The organism is Paenibacillus sp. 2003 (assembly GCF_031455635.1).
Taxonomy (GTDB): domain Bacteria; phylum Bacillota; class Bacilli; order Paenibacillales; family Paenibacillaceae; genus Paenibacillus; species Paenibacillus amylolyticus_B.
In genome coordinates, this window is sequence record NZ_JAVDTB010000001.1 from 513,485 (window position 1) to 530,202 (window position 16,718).

Sequence of the window (16,718 nt, forward strand, 5' to 3'; positions counted from 1 at the left end):
AAAGAGCATATCACTTATGATGCAGATTATAAACCCTAATCTAGGCGAATGCAGATGCGATGATGTCTATAAGATAAAAAAGAGCCCTGGTTTCAGGCTCTTCTCTGGATGTATAAAATATGATGATGAGCGTATATACGCTACTTCAGTGACGATAGAATGGAGTCACATAGAGCCATCGTTGCAATATTATCCTTGGCGCTGGAATATGGGACAGTCTGATTCTGGCAACACGCGATAAAGTGCACCATTTCACCAACAAACCCGCGTAGATAAAGGTCGCGATATGCTCCTGACATAGGAGATCCGGAAGGTGTATATACAGTATCTTGCTCCTCGAGAGATTTCCAGGGAAGGGTGGTCGAGCTTCGGGATTGATGAACAGTAAGTGTGTTGATCTCTTCAGCTGACGCAAATCCGTTGTCAAAGGTGACGAGTACACTTTCACTCTCCCGTGACCAAGCGCTCATGCCGATAAAATAAGCGCTGCCTACTACGTTATTCTCAAAAACAAGGGAAATGCTTTGATTGATGTGTTCCCCATCCTTCACGGTTGTGCCTGTAACCCGTATTACTTCTCCGAATAAGTAACGCATCAGATCGACCATATGTATGGCAGCGAGCTTCATGAACTGTTCCTCATCCTTGCAAAATGGGGTACTGTCTACAGCGAATTTCATCTGGAATGAACGTATCTTACCTAGCGAACCACTATCAATGAGCTCCTTCAGCTTCATGTATACGGGAGCATAACGTTTCATAAAACCGACCATGACAACGACGCCAGCCTGCTCGGCAGCTTCTGCTACAGCTGCGGCTTCCGCTGCATTCCATCCGAGTGGCTTATCCACGTATACATTCTTACCAGCCCGAATGCATTCAAGGACAAGAGCGGTCTGATCTACAGGCTGGGCGACCACAACGACTCCGTCACAGATTTCCTGCTGTAACATAAGCTTAGCATTATCATACGCTTTTCCCTTGCTGCCAAATCGCAGCAGAGCTGCTTCAGAGCGTTCCATACTGCGTGTGGCAATGGCCTGGATCTGCGCTCCGGCTTCAACAACAGAAGGATATATATTCGTGGATGCATGAAACCCGGCACCGATAAAGCACAGATGGGTTGTTTTCAAGGTGGATCTCTCCTTCATTTTTGCATTTGTATGGATGGTATATTTGTTTAATGCTACGATAGGGTGTTTGAAGTTGAGAGAAAAGGACATATGTCCTATTCTTGAATGAATAAAAAAGAAGTTGCATTTTTATTTTGGAGCATGTATACTCTGAATTACGGTAAAACAAGGAATTGCTTCACCGGAACGCTTTTCATCGATGGATGAGGAGATACATATTATGCGGTCGTGGCGGAATTGGCAGACGCGCACGGTTCAGGTCCGTGTGGGCTAACCCCCCGTGGAGGTTCGAGTCCTCTCGACCGCATCTAACCAAAAAAGGTTCGTGAGTTGCTTTAGGGCAATTCACGAACCTTTTTTTTGTTTTGTGGATCATTCGTGTGAAGCCTGCATTTTGCTACCAGCATGCTAATACTAATGTTGCCGTTGGCGCAGAATGACTGCCGTGATGATCCCGGCAATGGCTCCTGCAATACCAAATAGCGTAACACTGGCAACCACTTCAACCGACTGGAGACGAAACAAAAAAGAGATACCACTGCCAAAAGTGGTTCCGGCCAGAAATCCGAGCGAAATTCCTAATTCTTTCGTTAATTTCATTGCTTCACCTACTTGGAAATGTGAGATATGGATTTGCAAATATTGGGTACAGGCAGTAAAGTGTGATCAGGAAAATCATCACATTTTATTTCCTTTTTTATCTTGTGGTTTTAACCCGTTAATTATGCATGATATCTCATATGGGAGGGTAAGAGCGAATGAATATGAACGAACGAATTGCAGCATGGAATGAGGAAGCACAACAGTGTGCTTGCGGTCATCAACACCGGGTGGTGGATATGCTGATTCATCTGGAAGCTGGGGCCATTCAGAGGTTACCGGGTTATTTGTCTGAGCAAGGATATCGTCAGGTGACGGTTGTTTATGATCGACATACGTTTCAGGCGGCCGGATCTGATGTGCTGAGCAGTGTTCGCGAAGCGGGAATACATGTGGATGAGATCGCTCTGCCGGAAAATCGTGCGGGTGATATCATTGCGGATGAAGCAGCTATTGTACAGGTCATGTTGGGTGTGAAACTGGAAAGTCAGGCTGTAATTGCGGTGGGTTCAGGTACCATTCATGATCTGGTGAGATTTGTTTGTTCCAAAATGAACAAGCCCTTTCTGTCCATACCGACAGCGGCTTCAGTGGATGGGTTTACCTCTGCGGGTGCACCCTTAATTGTAAGCGGCGTCAAACAAACATTTCAGGCTGTTCCGCCGGAGGCTATCTTTGCCGATCTGGATATTCTGGAGCAAGCCCCGCAAGTGATGACAGCTGCCGGATTCGGAGATATGCTTGGTAAATATACTTCACTTGCAGACTGGATTGTTTCTCGTGAACTGGGCGGAGAACCGTTCTGTCCAGTTGCTTATCGGATGACAGAAGAAGCGCTGAATACCTGCATAGATCATGTACAAGCTATTGCGGAGGGGCGAGCAGAGGGAGTAGCTGTATTAATGGACGCATTAATTGTTTCCGGTATCTCCATGCTGATCATTGACCATTCCCGTCCGGCATCCGGAGGTGAGCATCATCTGTCTCACATCTTGGAGATGGATCTGATGCAAGCGGGAGAAAGACCGGTTCTGCATGGTGCCAAAGTTGGCGTAGCTTGTGCATTGCTTACGGTGAAATATAAAGAGCTTGCACAGACATCGGGTGAGCCGGTGTTTGGGATATATGACCAATTGCCGGAGGCCTCTCAGCTCATTGCATGGTTGGAACAAGTAGGTGGACCTGTGACTACTGAGCAACTCGGTGTAACCCCTGAGATGGTGGAACATGCGTTCAACACAGCGCATACGCTTCGTCCTCGATATACGGGGTTGAGATATATCAATGAAGTGTTGAACACGAGGTTAGGATGACCTTTTAGAGAGAATGGTCATGATGAAATGCATAATCTTAGCTTGTAGCGGGCTCTGATGGCTCTCCTAGGGAGCAAAAGGCAAAAAAGGGGAGGTTATCTGACACTTCTGATGGAATAGCCAGAACAGTGCCTCAAGTCCGAGAGAGAAGGTATGCATTTCATTTTAAAAAGGCTCTGGCCTCCTAAGAGGAGATCAGAGCCTTTTGGCTGTTCGCTTATTTAGTTGTTGCGACGATCTTTCAAGATGACATCTGCGAACAAAATAGTTTTCGGGATACGGAAAAATTGCTCCGCTTGTTCCTGAAACGCAGCAGAAGGCAGTGTTCCCTGATGCAGCCATTTGCGGAAAGTGCCGGGATGAACCCCGATCCAGTGGCTGACATCTGTCACCGACAAATCATGGACCATACACAAGCCTGTCAAAATACGGTTACTAACCGGAGAGCGGGTCACCGTACGCTTCATAAAGCGAGATGACTCGGGTTGACATATGACAGGGCTATTACGCACAACTTCTTCGTTGAAGAGGATATGACGCGGGTAGCCGAGTAATTGGCAAGTCTTGTCCAAATTGGTACTGCCGGGTATCCGTCCTTCATATACCCACGCACTGACACTGCGTGAAGAGATGGAGAGGTCTTCAGCAAGCTGGGACAACTTGATATCATTGGCCATCAGCACGGCAAGAAGAACCCGATTGCGGATTTGACAGCGTGTCGGTTTTCGGAATCGTTTAACACGGACGCCTTTTCCCAAGTATTTACGGTTGATCAGAGACCACGCCTGGATGGAATGTTGTTCTGGTTGATTAGGCATATTTCCTCCGATTTTTTTTAACCAAATACTACAATAAACAACGGGGTACTTTCAAGTGCCGGGTTTACCGGTTACAAATGCGTCAATGCGTCAATTCATGATAAAGAGGGAACTACGAACTAGACCATGCGCAATTCACATCCTAGTATATTCCTAGATTACAATGTTTCACTAAAAATGAGGGGAGAAAATGAACAGGAATAAAAATAATATAGTTCTAATTACTTATTATTAGGTCTAAAGAACTTTTATCTGTTTTTTGTTGATATGATGCGGTTTATTTCCCTGAATTCCCCAAAAGCATGTGATTTTCGTTCCACTGTTGCGAAGAGGATGTGCACAAATCTGAAATGATAAATCCGCGTGTTCAGCATGACATGTGACCTGTCAAATCTCTTATTTTTACATATATTGTATGATACTCAAGTGTAAGGGAGAGGTGAGGGACGTGAATCTATCTGTGAATACCTTTGCTGCCATCTCGGGAGCATTTGTTACGTTTGCTTTTGGCGGATGGGATCAGTTACTGAGCCTGCTCGCGGTTGCGATGGCTGTGGATTATATAACAGGTTTGGCAGCGGCGGTAAGAACGGGTACCGGGTTGAATAGCAACATTGGATTCTGGGGGATTGCTCGCAAAGGGCTCATGCTGACCGTTGTTTTGCTTGCTCATCGAATTGATCTGATCATGGGAACGGATTTTATCAAAGGCGGAGCTATTTATTTCTATCTGGTGAATGAACTCATTTCGATTACCGAGAATTATGCCAAAATCGGTCTTCCATTGCCTGCAAAGCTCAGACAGGCCATTGCAGTGTTGAAGAAACAGGAAGATCAGGAGTATCTGATGAATCGTGAATGGGCCAAACCGCAGCAAACTCCAGACAACAGCAAGCAGCAGGCTGAAACAGGACAAACTTTGCAGGATGACTCAGCGAAACAGACGGAGGATGGATCGCAAAAGAAATCCGAATCGAAAGGAAACGGTTCGGATTAGTTTTTCTTATCAAGAGAACGTTTCCAAGTATCCTTTCGTAATAGAGAACGTTATGATATATTTTGGATACATGAAAATTCATTCATTTCTACTATTATATTAAACGAGGTGCTTGCCCAGATGATAAAACATATTGTCCTGTTTAAAATGAAAGATCGCTCAGCAGAAAGTATTGAAGCTGCAGCCCAGGTGCTTCGCAATCTGGAAGGTAAAATTGATGTCCTGGTTTCACTTGAAATCGGGATTGATGTGCTTCGCTCGGAGAGATCGTTCGACATTTCACTCACGGCGGAGTTTGCGTCACTGGAAGATCTCCAGGCGTATCAGGTACACCCGCTTCATCAGGAAGTTATCAAGTACATGAACGAAGTGAGAGAACAGTCAATTGCAGTGGACTACGAAATCTGATCTGTCATTCAAACTACGTTGAGATAAAGGGGACTCTGCATGAGCGATTTAAGAGACGTTATGGAATTTCTATATATTTTTGTTGTGTTTCTAATCGCTTGTCCTGTGATGATATTCTGGCTTAAGCGAAGAGGGAAACGGAACCGATAACTCACTGAACGGGAAGTGAACGAATGTATTATGTGAACAGAGAACAGATTGCCCGCCGGCTTGCTGCTGTACCGGAAGTAGCTGAGGGACTTCGTGGGGCAGCAGAGGCTTGGGACGGCAGTCTCATGCTGGGGATGGTACAGGAACGTTGTCTTCACCTGGCGATCGAAATTGTTACCGATGTGGGAAGTTATCTGATAGACGGCTTCATCATGAGAGATGCGAGCAGTTATGATGATATTATTCAGATTAATTATGAAGAAAAGGTTTTTGATGATTCGACCTATGAGATATTGCGTCAGCTTGTCACGTTACGCAAACCACTGGTGCAGGATTATTACAGTTGGGAGCGGTCTGAGCTGCATCCGATTAGCGTAGAGTTGCCGAGTATACTTGAACATTTTACTACTCAGGTTAGCGCCTACGTGGAAACAGAACTTGGTCCTTTCAATACGGCACAGGCCGAGGGACAGCGTAAGGAATGAGGGAAATCGCATGACAAATCAATCAAGAGAATTCAATGAAGTAAATACTGAAAGTAACGAAACGAATGAAATACCTTCCGGATTCCATCCGGTGTATATGGTTGAATTCTTGTTCCGGGAACGTCCAGAGGTGGATCACTTGCGTTTGCAGGAAGCGATGATTCGTCATACAGGACAAGTCCGACTGGATGTGAAACAAGAAAGCGGAGGGCAAAAGCATGAGATGCTCGTCTTCTACCACCTGGACCATAAGGTATCCTTTCAGGAAGGGGATATCCCTGCGCAGACCTGCATGCTTCCTGTGAATGAAATCGCAGATCGTGCTCGCTTTGGCGGTGCTCTGCAACAAGCATGGCATTGGCCGGAAGTGGGACAGGTTGTAGAAGCTTCGCGGTACTCCATCCGGATACATGATATGTTCACGGCTGCCATGCCTCGTAAGCAGCGCCTGGAGCTGTTTCAGAAGACTGTGCTGGCAATCATGGAAAGTTTGACCTGTGACGCGCTGTATTGGTATGGCAGTGATAAGCTCGTTGAACCGGAAGCATATACGCAAGCTCAGGAACGTGAGGAACATCTGTATGCAGCCATGAATGTTCGAATGTATCAAGCCGGAGGTACAGAGGAACAACGCGGGTTGGTCATGGATACCGTGGGATTATCTGCGCTGGGTGTACCTGATGTCCAGTGTCACTTCGTCGGTCTTGATCCAGATACGGTGGCTCAGACCTTACTGGGTGCAGCGTATTACATATTTGATCAGGGGGATGTCCTGCAAGATGGACAGACGCTGGGTTCTTCAGGTGGACGTCGCTGGCGTTGTGAACATCAGGCGGCATTGATTGCACCTGGACGATATGTGATTGATTTGGACCCGGGGGATGAGCATGCCGCGGCTGATCTCGAGCCGGCTCGTCAGAACTGAGTTTAAGCCAAGTCATTTGCATCCATTCAAAAAGGGCGTGCAGATTATTTTTAACATCTGGAGTGTCAAGTCAAGCCTGTGCTGCTTATAATGCATCAACAGAGTAGGCATTCGCCCGGATGGCTGAGCGACAGACCGTTGCTTCTAGTCCGGTACTTAAACAATAGTAAAGGGAGAGATGTGACGTGAAGGATTCTAACAAAAGTTTGTTGTGGGGAGCTCTTATCGGCTCCGTGGTTGGTTCAGTAACGGCATTATTGCTGGCACCGAAATCGGGACGTGAACTTCGTCAGGATATTACAGAAGGTGCTCGTCAGGTATCGGAGAAAGGTCAGGAACTGGCTGGTATCGTGGGTGAACAAAGTTCCCAGATCGTATCCAAAGTTAAAGAGACCGCAGATGTCGTGATTCAGGATATTCAATCCTGGCGCAATTGCGCTGAAGGAAAAGAAATTCGCATATCGGCAGCCATTGTTGATAACGAGATTGATAAAGAAGCTGATGAACCCGGAATTGACATTGTAGCGAAGCTTCCTGCGGATGAGTCCAAGGACGACAACTAAGCAAAGCTTGATAAGCAGGCTTTCCTCTATTTAGAGGAGAGCCTGCTTTGTTGCGTGTCCACACATAGATGACGTAGCGCGTGGATTTAATTTGAACCCTGCGATGAAATCGGGTAAGATGTAGGTACCTTTTTGCCGGAATGTTCATACGGTAGGAAGAAAGCTCTGAGAAACAATCATTTTGAGAACCAATTCAAGGAAGAAGGAAGCGGTGTGTTCGTGCAGCAAGCAATCGCTATATTAGACTCCGGTGTGGGGGGATTGACCGTCGCCAAGGAAGTGATGCGTCAGCTCCCGCGGGAAAAGATCATTTATTTTGGGGATACTGCCCGGACACCGTACGGACCCCGTTCGTCCGAACAAGTAAAACAATTTACGGAACAAATCGTTGATTTCTTGATCCAATTCGATCCGAAGGTTATCGTTATCGCCTGTAACACAGCAACAGCAGCCGCGCTGGAGTATATCCGTGCCAAGGTGAATGTGCCTGTCATTGGTGTTATACATCCGGGTGCGCGGGCCGCAATCACAGCGACACGTACAGGACGTATTGGTGTGATTGGTACCACGGGTACCATAGGTAGTGGGGCTTATACATCGGCACTCAAACAGTTGTCCCCCTATATTGATGTGGTCAGTCAGGCTTGTCCGGCGCTGGTGCCGTTGGTGGAACAAGGTGAATTTCGTTCCGAGCACACGACACATACGGTGGAACAATCATTGGGCGAGATCAAACAACAGCCAATCGATTGTCTTATTCTGGGTTGTACGCATTATCCCTTTCTCATGGACACGATTCAGGAAGTTATGGGGCAGGAAGTGAAGTTAATCAGTTCAGCAGATGAAACGGCACGTGAAATCAGTACGATTTTATATGATAAACGAAAGCTGGCCAGTGGGGATGAGACCCCGGTGCATCAATTTTTCTGCACGGGTGACCCGCGAATGTTCCAGAATATCACCCGTCGATGGTTGGGGGAGCAGATCTCCAAGACCCCTGTTGTCTGGCAGGTAACGCAATTATCATAGTTATACTCAGAATATGCATGAATAAGACTTTTAATTAATGTATTTTGGTTGTGGACTATCCCGGAACTGTGAAGTTCCGGGATTTTTTGTCGTCATTATGCATTAACCGGAGATAAACATGATTCATGTCACATGACGGACAACCCGACCTGCATACATATGTTACAGACACGAAATCGGTCAGAACTGGACAGGAAACCTGTCTTTTCCTGTGGAAAGGAGAACAACATGGATCTGCAGTGGATTATCGTTCAGCGGGGAGATACATTGCCGCGAATTGCGTCAGCGTATCATATGTCCAAAGAGTTTCTTGCCGCACTGAACCCGGAAGTGGCTTCCCAGCCATACTTGCTGGCAGGTCAGATGCTGCGTATTGTCCCCGGGACAGGTCGCAGATACGCTGTACCGCCTGGAGAAAGTGTAGGGGAGATTGCAGGCAGATTTGGTCTGGACGAAGAGGTTTTGCGCCAGGCCAATCCCGAAATCACCAATGTAACCGACTGGGTTGGTCGCTGTATTCATATTCCGGCTTCGAATGGAAAAACTATTGTAAAGATTCAGGGAGAGTATGGTTATCGAGAATTAATCAGGGATATAGACAAGCTGGAGAATCAATACCCTTTTATCGAAACAGGGTCCATTGGAACAAGTGTCATGGGGAAGTCGCTGCCTTATTTGCGTATTGGGCAAGGGTCGAGACATATCCATGTTAATGCTTCCGTTCATGCGAATGAGTGGTTGACAACAGCAGTTCTGATGAAGTTTATTGAAGAGTATGCCGAGGCGTATGGTGCGCATAGGGCATGGCATCAATACCAGACAGAACGCTGGATGCAAGAGACGACACTCTGGGCCGTGCCGATGGTTAATCCGGACGGGGTCGAACTGGTTCAGGAAGGTGTGGTCAATCAGCATCCACATGCACAGCAGTTGTTAACCTGGAATGCGGACAGATCACATTTTACCCATTGGAAGGCCAACATCAGAGGGGTGGATCTGAATGATCAATTTCCAGCCCATTGGGATGAAGAGGCAGCGAGAAGAGGTATAACCTCACCTGGCCCCAGGGATTATGCGGGGACAGCGCCATTGACAGAACCGGAGGCACAGGCGCTTGCGCAGTGGACGCAGAAACATACATTTGATGTGGTTGTATCCCTGCATAGTCAGGGACAGGAGATCTATTGGAACTACCGTGATCTGGAACCTAGAGAGAGTGGACCGCTGTCGCGTAGACTCGCCAAAGCTTCGGGTTACAAGGCGGTGAAGCTTGGTGGCAGTGATGCCGGATACAAGGACTGGTTTATTCAAGATTTCGGTAGACCGGGCTTCACGGTAGAAGTTGGATTGGGTGTTAATCCGCTTCCCGTAGAACAGTTTGATGATGTTTGTATAGAAGTGGGAATGTTGCTGGCTGAACTGTTATCCAATGGACAATGAGGCAAGACCCCGAATGACGAAGGTGTGAAACTTAACAGTAGATCATTCGTATAACAGGAACGGACGCCATGAGCGACGTTCCGTTTTTATTATTTTTGATAATGGCATGTCACGTCATTCGTTCTGAATGGTTTTCGAACGGGTAATGATGGATGTGCCGTTTCGGCGACATATACAATTATACGGAGGGATTCAAATGAAGTGGAGAAGACTGCTGTCGTTCAAACGATGGACACAAGTTTTCAAAAGGCTACCCCGGCTGCTCCGGGCTCCGCAGATTCCTTTGGGAGAAAAGTTGTTGTTTATTATTCCGGCGCTGTTATACTGGGTACTTCCTGACGTAATGCCGTTTATGCCCATCGATGATATCGGGGTCACTTTGATTCTGATGAACTGGTTTGTAAGCCGGGCAGAACGTAAATATCCTGTGCTTCAGGAGGGGGCACCTTCTTAATTTGCGGCCCAATGGATCATTTTAACACTGAATTCGCATCAATGTTATTGCGAAGAGTGGTAACTTTCTTTACAATAGATGCTGTAGTTTAAGAATGCTGAAATTGTTGAAACCTGCAATTACAATATAGGAGATGAAGAGAATGAACTGCAAAATTACGCGTAATGCTGCTAAAGTATTGAAGCTTGAATTGGACAAGCCGGAGAACGAAGGAAAAAAACTGCGCGTTGTCATCACCCATGCACATGGTGACCATGCTCACTACGGGCTTGATCTCGACACACCTAAAGAAAATGATACGGTTGTATCTACGGATAAAGAAATTGATGTCATTCTCGCGAATGATCAGCCTTTGTTGAACGGTGTTAAAATTGACTATCTCTACTTCCCTGAAGAGGGATTTGTTATTACGAATCCGTCCCAAGGCAATCACGGCGACCACTAAGGGCGCGAAGAAGGGGAACTCATGGCTAACGATATCCGCGTATGCGAAAAGTGTAATCATGTTCGACTGAAATCGATTGTGCCCAAGCTGCAAAAAATGGCTCCAGATACGGAGATCAAGATTGGGTGCAAATCCTATTGCGGTCCTTGCGCGAAACGCGCATTTGTTTTTATTAATGGTCGGTATATCAGTGCGCCGACTGAAGAAGAAGTGCTCGCCAAAGTTGCAAAGTTCGTCAAGTAATAGGATATAACAAGATGAGTGGAGAAAACTGTTCACACATCAGAAAGGAGGGGCTGCGTGCCTCTCCTTTTTTTGCGTTTGGGTGGCAGCGAAGGCTGCTTTAAAATGCAGCATCCTCCATCATTTCGATAATTTGGAAGGTATTTTCTTGAATTTCAATGGCGATGACGGTGTTCTCCTTTTTCAGAAAATGTACATTTCCCATTCGTTTTTCCTCCAGTTCTACCCAACCTGTATCCGCTAACTTCTGAAAATAATCCATTGGTGGGTATAGTCCTTGCTCACCCCCAATATGTTTCAGTTCATACTTAGCGCCTTTTTTAAGATTGAGATCATCGGAATAAGCTATGTTTTCAATAAGCTTTGCATTGGTTGGAACCGGGATGTCTGGGTTCATGTATGATGCTTTATATCCTTCTATCTCGTATGTTGCAGGAGCGCAGCCTTGTACCCAAATGAGCAAGGGCAACATGCAGAGTGTCAGTAATATTTTCTTCAAATAAATTCCTCCCGACTCACATGATTATCTAATAAACGTAGCGTAATCAACTAAAGTTACGATAAAAACACAAAAGAAGAATAAGGAAGGCTTGTGTTATCCATCCTAAAGGGGTAACAGGAACATGATAATCCCAAGGAGGAATACTCATGCCGAAGCGTTATGATTCCAGTTTGCAAGCCGATACCACCGTATCTCAGGCGCAAAATGCGGTGAACAAGCTTCATTATGCTGTATCTCAGGCCCTGTCTCATCCGACGGCACAGACCATTATACAGGCGGAACGTCGTCTGGCACATACGGAGCAAGCGATGCGACAAGCAGAGCTTTCACTCGGAGGGCAAGGTGTTGAGTTGGCAGAGGAAATGTTCATCGAGGAGAAGAGAAGATTGAATTCAATCCAGAGTCAGCACGGTCAAGGGAATATATAACGTTCCTGTCACATCAGAACCCGCAGGGCAGCAATGCTTTGCGGGTTTTTCATATCTTTTGCAAAGACTCTCGATCCATGGGCTTACTCCGACAGTATGTCGAATGGTCGCTTAAAATTCTGTGAGAAGGTTAATAGAACAAGAGCAGGCAAAATTCCATACGGGAGGTACAGAATGACAAAACATATTACAGATTGTACGATTCTGAACAACGGAGTAACGATGCCATGGCTAGGATTTGGAACATATAAAGCAAAAGGTAAGGAAGTACAACAGGCGGTTGAGACCGCTTTGGAGGTTGGATATCGCAGTATTGATACCGCGTCCATCTATGGCAATGAAGAAGAAGTGGGACAAGCTATTGCAAGCAGTGGTGTTGCCCGTAACGAACTGTTTGTGACGACCAAGCTCTGGAACGAGGATCAGGGATTTGATTCAACGTTGAGAGCATTTGAAGCCAGTCAGAAGGCACTGGGACTGAATGTGATTGATCTTTACTTAATTCACTGGCCTGGCAGAGACCAGTATAAGGAGACGTGGAGAGCATTCGAACGTCTATATAGCGAAGGAAGCATCCGTGCGATTGGTGTGAGTAACTTTCAAGTTCACCATTTGCAAGATATCATAGATGAGGGCGGAACGGTGCCTGCGGTAAATCAGGTAGAGCTGCATCCGGCTCTGATCCAGCAGGAACTTCAGGATTTCTGTGGGGCGCAGGGAATTCAGTTGGAGGCATGGAGTCCTATTATGAAAGGTAAGCTGAACCATGAGTCCACCCTCAAAGCACTGGCCCAGAAATATGGGAAAACACCAGCACAGATTATTCTGCGTTGGGACATTCAGAATCAGATTGTGACGATTCCGAAGTCCGTTACCCCGGAGCGTATTCGTGAGAATGCGGACATCTTTGACTTTGAATTGACACCGGATGAGTTGAGACAAATTGATGCACTGGATTCGGATAAGCGGACGGGTCCACATCCGGATCAACTGTTCTGGGATTAAGGGAGTAGGCGCTAATTGAATATAAGTGTTTGATGATAAGTTAGTGGAGGTTCCGGTTACGGATCGTTCTTCGTGGATTAAAAATGTAGTATAATCGGTCACGGTAAGACACTACGTGTGCAGAACAATCTTTCGATCGCCGTTATCCCCGGATTTTTGAAAGTTTCTATATTAAGGTAGAAATCCGGTGATAAATGCGAGCGCTCCGCTTCTCCAGCTTTGTTCTGCCCACTCCGTTATCGTGAAAATTATAAATTCATCTTTAGGTGGGTAGGTAATTAAAAGGCAGGTAAAAAAGCAGCAGGATCGGGAAATATCCCCTGATCCTGCTGCTTTGTGTGTGTGAATTGGCTTAATTTTTTTTCGGAACTTCGCACCCGTCATCTGTGCAGACACCGCTGCCGTCTGTTTCTGTTGTGTTGGATTCAACCATTGTGAATGGGGAACGCTCGTCCCATGCTTTTTGAATGGCATCCAGAAACACCTCGTCAGGCTGAGCGCCCGATACGGCGAACTTGCGGTCGAATACAAAGAACGGTACACCGCGGATACCGAGTTGCTCGCCTTCTGCTTGGTCAGCGCGGACATTGTCGGTGAATTGATCACTGGACAGCACTGCCGTAGCTGCGTCTCGATCCAGGCCTACTTCTTCTGCTAACTGAGCCAACACTTCAGTGTCGCCGGAGTGTTTACCTTCAATAAATACAGCTTGGAAGATCCGTTCACTCAGTTCAAGCGCTTTGCCTTGTGTATCCGCCCAGTGTGTCAATCGGTGAGCTGAGAAGGAGTTCGTAGGGATCATGGCATCGATATTGTATTCCAGTCCTGCCGTGCGAGCATTGGCATTCATCTGGGCATTCATACCTTTGGCCTGTTCCTCGCTCATATTATATTTGGCAGCCAAATATTCCGTATTGGTTTTGCCTGGGTTCAAAGCAGCGTTTGGATCAAGCTCAAAGCTTTTGAATTGCAGCTTCACTTCATCACGATGTGGAAATTGTTGCAATACATTCTCCAGGCGGCGTTTGCCGATATAACAGAAAGGGCAGAGAAAATCAGACCATATCTCAATATTCATTATGTTAAACCTCCATTATCCTTTTAGTTGAAACTAATATAGTTACAATTATAAAGCCACTTTCTATAATTCGCAAGGAGATTGCTATTTATCCCGATATGCCTTGGACCAATGATAAGGCTGGATCTCATCCAGTCTCTTGAAGACCAGTTGACCAGAAGGATCGTATACGGCAGCTTTGACTTCTTCGCCCCAGTAAAATAATCGTTCCTGGCATACACCGCAAGGTGTAAGGACCTTAAATTCTGAATGCTCGTCATCACGAGCGATACAGAGGGAGTGGGTGACACGTTCGTTCAATTTGTGGGCTTCCAGATAAGCTCCTGTTTCCATGCACAGATGCGTGGCATCGTTGATGACCTCTGGAGCTACGCTAATCAGCAGGGAACCGGCTTCGGTATAAACGGCACCCGCACCGCCCCATCCATGAGGATAACGTTGCTTCACAAAATTTTCGGCTGCATCGAACAATTTCTGTTCAATATTAAGTGGTTCAGTGTGTGATGTCATGTAATGAGAGTTCCCCTTTGTAAATCCAATTCAATTGATTTCGTGTATTTGTTTAGTTGTCATTACGATATTGCTCATTGCGATGTTGCTGTTGAACTGTCTTCCTCTCGAAAGCGCTGAATCAAATCATAGGTAATGACCGTGTCCGAGACATGCAATCGCTTGGCTGCTTCATCATGACCGGGGCGGCAAGCATTGATATCTGTTTTGTCACGTGTGGACAGGTCATAACAAGCGCCGCTCTCGTAGATATAATCATCCGATGGAATATAGAATACAGAACCATCCGAGAATGCGCCATTACGCAGCACAACCGTACGTTCAGACCCGTCATATACGTCGTTACCCATATGATAATAGGACTGGTCGGATAAGCCTAGCAAATGCAGTACGGAAGGTGTGATGTCCAGTTGTCCCGAAGGTTCGTCAATGGTTCCGGCAGCTGCTCCGTCCGGTAAATGCACGAGCAGAGGGACTTCGTTCATGATCTGTGCCATATCCAGTTCGTTCAGCGAACGTCCCAGGAACTGTTCGTATTGTGATTGTTCCTTGATCGAGTTGTCGTGGTCTCCGTAGAACATAAAGATGGTTTTTTCCCATAATCCCCGATTTTTCAGATCCTCCACCATCTTGCCGAGCGCCGAATCCACGTAATGAACGGATTGCAGATAGTTACCGAACATGCTCCCCTGGAACTCGCCTACATCCAGCTGCTGTCTCTCTTTAGGCAGGGCGTATGGGTGGTGACTGCTGAGTGTAATGAGGAAGGAATAGAACGGTTCGGTCACCTCACTACTCATTTTCTCAACGGATTGGCGGAAAAAGGATTCATCAGACAGGGACCAGCCAAGCGGGTCATCCTGTGCAAAATCATTTTTACTATAAAACTTGTCGTACTTCATGTTCTGATACATCGTATACCGATTCCAGAATCCACTCTCATAAGCGTGAAATACATTGGTGCTATAACCGTTATCCTTCAGAATGGAAGGAAGGGAATCATACGTATGGTCTGCATAGCGTACAAAGGCTGATCCAACCGGAAGTGGATGTAGGGAAATGTTTGCTCCAAAATCGGCATCAGACGTTCTGCCCTGACCTGTCTGGTGATAAAAGTGACTATAATACTGGCTTTCCTTCATCAGTTCATTAAAATGGGGTGTGATCTCCTGACCGCCAATGCTCTGGCCAATCATGAAGTTCATAAAAGCCTCACCCTGGACAATGATCACATTGCTGTCTTTATATTTGCCAAACAAGGCATCATTCTGTGGGGCAGCTCCTTGCCTTTCAGCGAAGAACGCTTTTGCTTGCTTAACATCAGCGGGATCAGCCTGCGGCCCGGAGCCGATATGGTCTTTGGCATAGTTGTACAGATCATAACCGTGAAAAGCGAGCAGTCCGGTCACATTATACATGGATACATTCCACCAGTTGTTATCGAACAGGCCTTTGGCCCATGTTTTGCTATAAAAATAAATCGGGCCGACGGCGAGGCCAAGTCCCAGCACAAGGGCAATGCTGCCAGCCGTGAGACGGCGGCGCAACCGTGCCTTGCCATCGCTATACGAATAACTCCCGTAACCAGTAACAGACGTACTGGAGTGCTTCGAACGGTAACGTCTGCTGAACATTACGATAGCTGCGAACGGAATGACGACAAGCCAGTCGGCAAAGAACCAAAGATCACTTGTGTAGATCAATGTAGCGATGCTGTCACCCAATGCGTCAACTTGTCTCGCCTGCAACAATACCGGGATGGTCAAGAAATCCTGGAAATAGCGATAATACACCATATCGGCGTAGATTAGTGCGGTAAGCAGCAGGTTAAGGACCGCGAGAGAAATGATCATGCCTCTACGTGGCAGCAACCAGGTCCAGAAGGACAAGAGTAGTAAAGATCCAATGGCAATGACTTTATCCAGCAGTCCCATCGTAATGTTATAAGCGTGAAGATTGTGATGGAGCCACATGAGTTTGAACAGCATGAGCACAAGAAAAATAAGATATAACGTTAATGGATGATTTAGAAGCCCGCGTGGCATGGAGCTGCGCGTAGGCCGAGTGACAACCATATGTATGTCCCCCTTGTTTTTGTTGTTTTGTTATCGGAATGTAAAATAGGGCTCCATTCATTATAGCGTGGCCTCATGTGTTTTCAACTATGCCTCGGGGAGAATTGATTTCTGCGG

At 46.4% G+C, this 16,718-nt stretch carries 19 protein-coding genes, 1 tRNA gene and 1 pseudogene; 14 read left to right on the forward strand and 7 right to left on the reverse strand.

The features are described from left to right. Positions 1-140: 140 nt before the first annotated feature. Entirely contained in the window at positions 141-1,133 is a 993-nt protein-coding gene (locus J2X75_RS02445; protein ID WP_310334116.1) for a Gfo/Idh/MocA family protein, read from the reverse strand. A gap of 222 nt (positions 1,134-1,355) precedes the next feature. Here J2X75_RS02445 and J2X75_RS02450 point away from each other — a divergent pair. Beyond that, positions 1,356-1,440, forward strand: a tRNA-Leu gene (locus tag J2X75_RS02450). Positions 1,441-1,547: 107 nt separating this feature from the next. Here J2X75_RS02450 and J2X75_RS02455 read toward each other — a convergent pair. Next, a complete protein-coding gene (locus tag J2X75_RS02455; RefSeq protein ID WP_310334118.1) occupies positions 1,548-1,733 on the reverse strand; it encodes a hypothetical protein in 186 nt (61 codons plus the stop codon). 158 nt (positions 1,734-1,891) lie between these two features. Here J2X75_RS02455 and J2X75_RS02460 point away from each other — a divergent pair, with 158 nt between their 5' ends. Then, positions 1,892-3,046 carry a sn-glycerol-1-phosphate dehydrogenase gene (locus J2X75_RS02460; RefSeq protein ID WP_105598096.1) on the forward strand — a complete coding sequence of 385 codons (1,155 nt, stop codon included), beginning with the start codon at positions 1,892-1,894 and terminating at the stop codon, positions 3,044-3,046. Between the two features lie 221 nt (positions 3,047-3,267). Here the strand turns inward: J2X75_RS02460 and J2X75_RS02465 are convergent, their stop codons facing one another. After that, positions 3,268-3,864, reverse strand: coding sequence for a helix-turn-helix domain-containing protein (locus J2X75_RS02465; protein WP_017689431.1), 597 nt, complete (start codon positions 3,862-3,864; stop codon positions 3,268-3,270). A gap of 415 nt (positions 3,865-4,279) precedes the next feature. On the opposite strand from J2X75_RS02465, the pseudogene J2X75_RS02470 reads away from it, so the two are divergent. The 10 genes and pseudogenes from J2X75_RS02470 to J2X75_RS02515 form a co-directional block, all read left to right on the forward strand. Beyond that, positions 4,280-4,696, forward strand: a pseudogene (locus J2X75_RS02470) (phage holin family protein); the annotation flags it as partial. Positions 4,697-4,981: 285 nt separating this feature from the next. Next, positions 4,982-5,269, forward strand: a complete 288-nt coding sequence (locus J2X75_RS02475) for a Dabb family protein (protein ID WP_017689429.1) — start codon at positions 4,982-4,984, stop codon at positions 5,267-5,269. 173 nt (positions 5,270-5,442) lie between these two features. Continuing rightward, entirely contained in the window at positions 5,443-5,904 is a 462-nt protein-coding gene (locus J2X75_RS02480) for a DUF86 domain-containing protein (RefSeq protein ID WP_124113915.1), read from the forward strand. A gap of 10 nt (positions 5,905-5,914) precedes the next feature. After that, entirely contained in the window at positions 5,915-6,829 is a 915-nt protein-coding gene (locus J2X75_RS02485) for a DUF4261 domain-containing protein (protein ID WP_310334121.1), read from the forward strand. A 185-nt stretch (positions 6,830-7,014) separates the two neighbouring features. Beyond that, on the forward strand, positions 7,015-7,392 hold the full coding sequence (locus J2X75_RS02490) for a YtxH domain-containing protein (RefSeq protein ID WP_091017573.1): 378 nt from the start codon (positions 7,015-7,017) through the stop codon (positions 7,390-7,392). A gap of 219 nt (positions 7,393-7,611) precedes the next feature. Then, complete coding sequence (gene racE, locus J2X75_RS02495) at positions 7,612-8,421, forward strand: glutamate racemase (RefSeq protein ID WP_076209504.1); 810 nt, start codon at positions 7,612-7,614, stop codon at positions 8,419-8,421. Positions 8,422-8,649: 228 nt separating this feature from the next. Continuing rightward, a complete protein-coding gene (locus J2X75_RS02500; RefSeq protein ID WP_397382977.1) occupies positions 8,650-9,861 on the forward strand; it encodes a M14 family zinc carboxypeptidase in 1,212 nt (403 codons plus the stop codon). A 196-nt stretch (positions 9,862-10,057) separates the two neighbouring features. Beyond that, positions 10,058-10,315: a hypothetical protein gene (locus tag J2X75_RS02505; RefSeq protein WP_017689423.1), complete on the forward strand. Its 258-nt coding sequence runs from the start codon at positions 10,058-10,060 to the stop codon at positions 10,313-10,315. A 142-nt stretch (positions 10,316-10,457) separates the two neighbouring features. After that, the gene (locus J2X75_RS02510; protein ID WP_036670085.1) at positions 10,458-10,760 is read left to right on the forward strand and encodes a heme biosynthesis protein HemY; all 303 of its coding nucleotides are present in this window, start codon (positions 10,458-10,460) and stop codon (positions 10,758-10,760) included. A 21-nt stretch (positions 10,761-10,781) separates the two neighbouring features. Next, complete coding sequence (locus tag J2X75_RS02515; RefSeq protein ID WP_017689421.1) at positions 10,782-11,003, forward strand: YuzB family protein; 222 nt, start codon at positions 10,782-10,784, stop codon at positions 11,001-11,003. A 100-nt stretch (positions 11,004-11,103) separates the two neighbouring features. On the opposite strand, the gene J2X75_RS02520 is transcribed toward J2X75_RS02515, so the two are convergent. Further along, positions 11,104-11,502: a hypothetical protein gene (locus tag J2X75_RS02520; RefSeq protein ID WP_310334126.1), complete on the reverse strand. Its 399-nt coding sequence runs from the start codon at positions 11,500-11,502 to the stop codon at positions 11,104-11,106. A gap of 149 nt (positions 11,503-11,651) precedes the next feature. Between J2X75_RS02520 and J2X75_RS02525 the strand changes: the two genes are divergently transcribed. Further along, positions 11,652-11,933, forward strand: a complete 282-nt coding sequence (locus J2X75_RS02525; RefSeq protein WP_310334128.1) for a hypothetical protein — start codon at positions 11,652-11,654, stop codon at positions 11,931-11,933. Positions 11,934-12,107: 174 nt separating this feature from the next. Further along, positions 12,108-12,938 carry an aldo/keto reductase gene (locus J2X75_RS02530; protein WP_310334130.1) on the forward strand — a complete coding sequence of 277 codons (831 nt, stop codon included), beginning with the start codon at positions 12,108-12,110 and terminating at the stop codon, positions 12,936-12,938. Positions 12,939-13,290: 352 nt separating this feature from the next. Here the strand turns inward: J2X75_RS02530 and J2X75_RS02535 are convergent, their stop codons facing one another. The 3 genes from J2X75_RS02535 to J2X75_RS02545 form a co-directional block, all read right to left on the reverse strand. After that, positions 13,291-14,016, reverse strand: coding sequence for a DsbA family oxidoreductase (locus tag J2X75_RS02535; RefSeq protein WP_310334131.1), 726 nt, complete (start codon positions 14,014-14,016; stop codon positions 13,291-13,293). An 84-nt stretch (positions 14,017-14,100) separates the two neighbouring features. Further along, positions 14,101-14,526 (reverse strand): cytidine deaminase, encoded by a 426-nt coding sequence (locus tag J2X75_RS02540; RefSeq protein ID WP_310334132.1) that lies wholly within the window; start codon positions 14,524-14,526, stop codon positions 14,101-14,103. 74 nt (positions 14,527-14,600) lie between these two features. Next, the gene (locus J2X75_RS02545; protein WP_310334133.1) at positions 14,601-16,601 is read right to left on the reverse strand and encodes an LTA synthase family protein; all 2,001 of its coding nucleotides are present in this window, start codon (positions 16,599-16,601) and stop codon (positions 14,601-14,603) included. Between the last annotated feature and the right edge of the window lie 117 nt (positions 16,602-16,718).

Bases quoted from the DNA above. Each gene is read 5' to 3' on its own strand.
- J2X75_RS02455 (WP_310334118.1), bottom strand. From the start codon at position 1,733: ATGAAATTAACGAAAGAATTAGGAATTTCGCTCGGATTTCTGGCCGGA.
- J2X75_RS02460 (WP_105598096.1), top strand. From the start codon at position 1,892: ATGAATATGAACGAACGAATTGCAGCATGGAATGAGGAAGCACAACAG.
- J2X75_RS02465 (WP_017689431.1), bottom strand. From the start codon at position 3,864: ATGCCTAATCAACCAGAACAACATTCCATCCAGGCGTGGTCTCTGATC.
- J2X75_RS02475 (WP_017689429.1), top strand. From the start codon at position 4,982: ATGATAAAACATATTGTCCTGTTTAAAATGAAAGATCGCTCAGCAGAA.
- J2X75_RS02480 (WP_124113915.1), top strand. From the start codon at position 5,443: ATGTATTATGTGAACAGAGAACAGATTGCCCGCCGGCTTGCTGCTGTA.
- J2X75_RS02485 (WP_310334121.1), top strand. From the start codon at position 5,915: ATGACAAATCAATCAAGAGAATTCAATGAAGTAAATACTGAAAGTAAC.
- J2X75_RS02500 (WP_397382977.1), top strand. From the start codon at position 8,650: ATGGATCTGCAGTGGATTATCGTTCAGCGGGGAGATACATTGCCGCGA.
- J2X75_RS02505 (WP_017689423.1), top strand. From the start codon at position 10,058: ATGAAGTGGAGAAGACTGCTGTCGTTCAAACGATGGACACAAGTTTTC.
- J2X75_RS02510 (WP_036670085.1), top strand. From the start codon at position 10,458: ATGAACTGCAAAATTACGCGTAATGCTGCTAAAGTATTGAAGCTTGAA.
- J2X75_RS02515 (WP_017689421.1), top strand. From the start codon at position 10,782: ATGGCTAACGATATCCGCGTATGCGAAAAGTGTAATCATGTTCGACTG.
- J2X75_RS02525 (WP_310334128.1), top strand. From the start codon at position 11,652: ATGCCGAAGCGTTATGATTCCAGTTTGCAAGCCGATACCACCGTATCT.
- J2X75_RS02530 (WP_310334130.1), top strand. From the start codon at position 12,108: ATGACAAAACATATTACAGATTGTACGATTCTGAACAACGGAGTAACG.
- J2X75_RS02535 (WP_310334131.1), bottom strand. From the start codon at position 14,016: ATGAATATTGAGATATGGTCTGATTTTCTCTGCCCTTTCTGTTATATC.
- J2X75_RS02540 (WP_310334132.1), bottom strand. From the start codon at position 14,526: ATGACATCACACACTGAACCACTTAATATTGAACAGAAATTGTTCGAT.
- J2X75_RS02545 (WP_310334133.1), bottom strand. From the start codon at position 16,601: ATGGTTGTCACTCGGCCTACGCGCAGCTCCATGCCACGCGGGCTTCTA.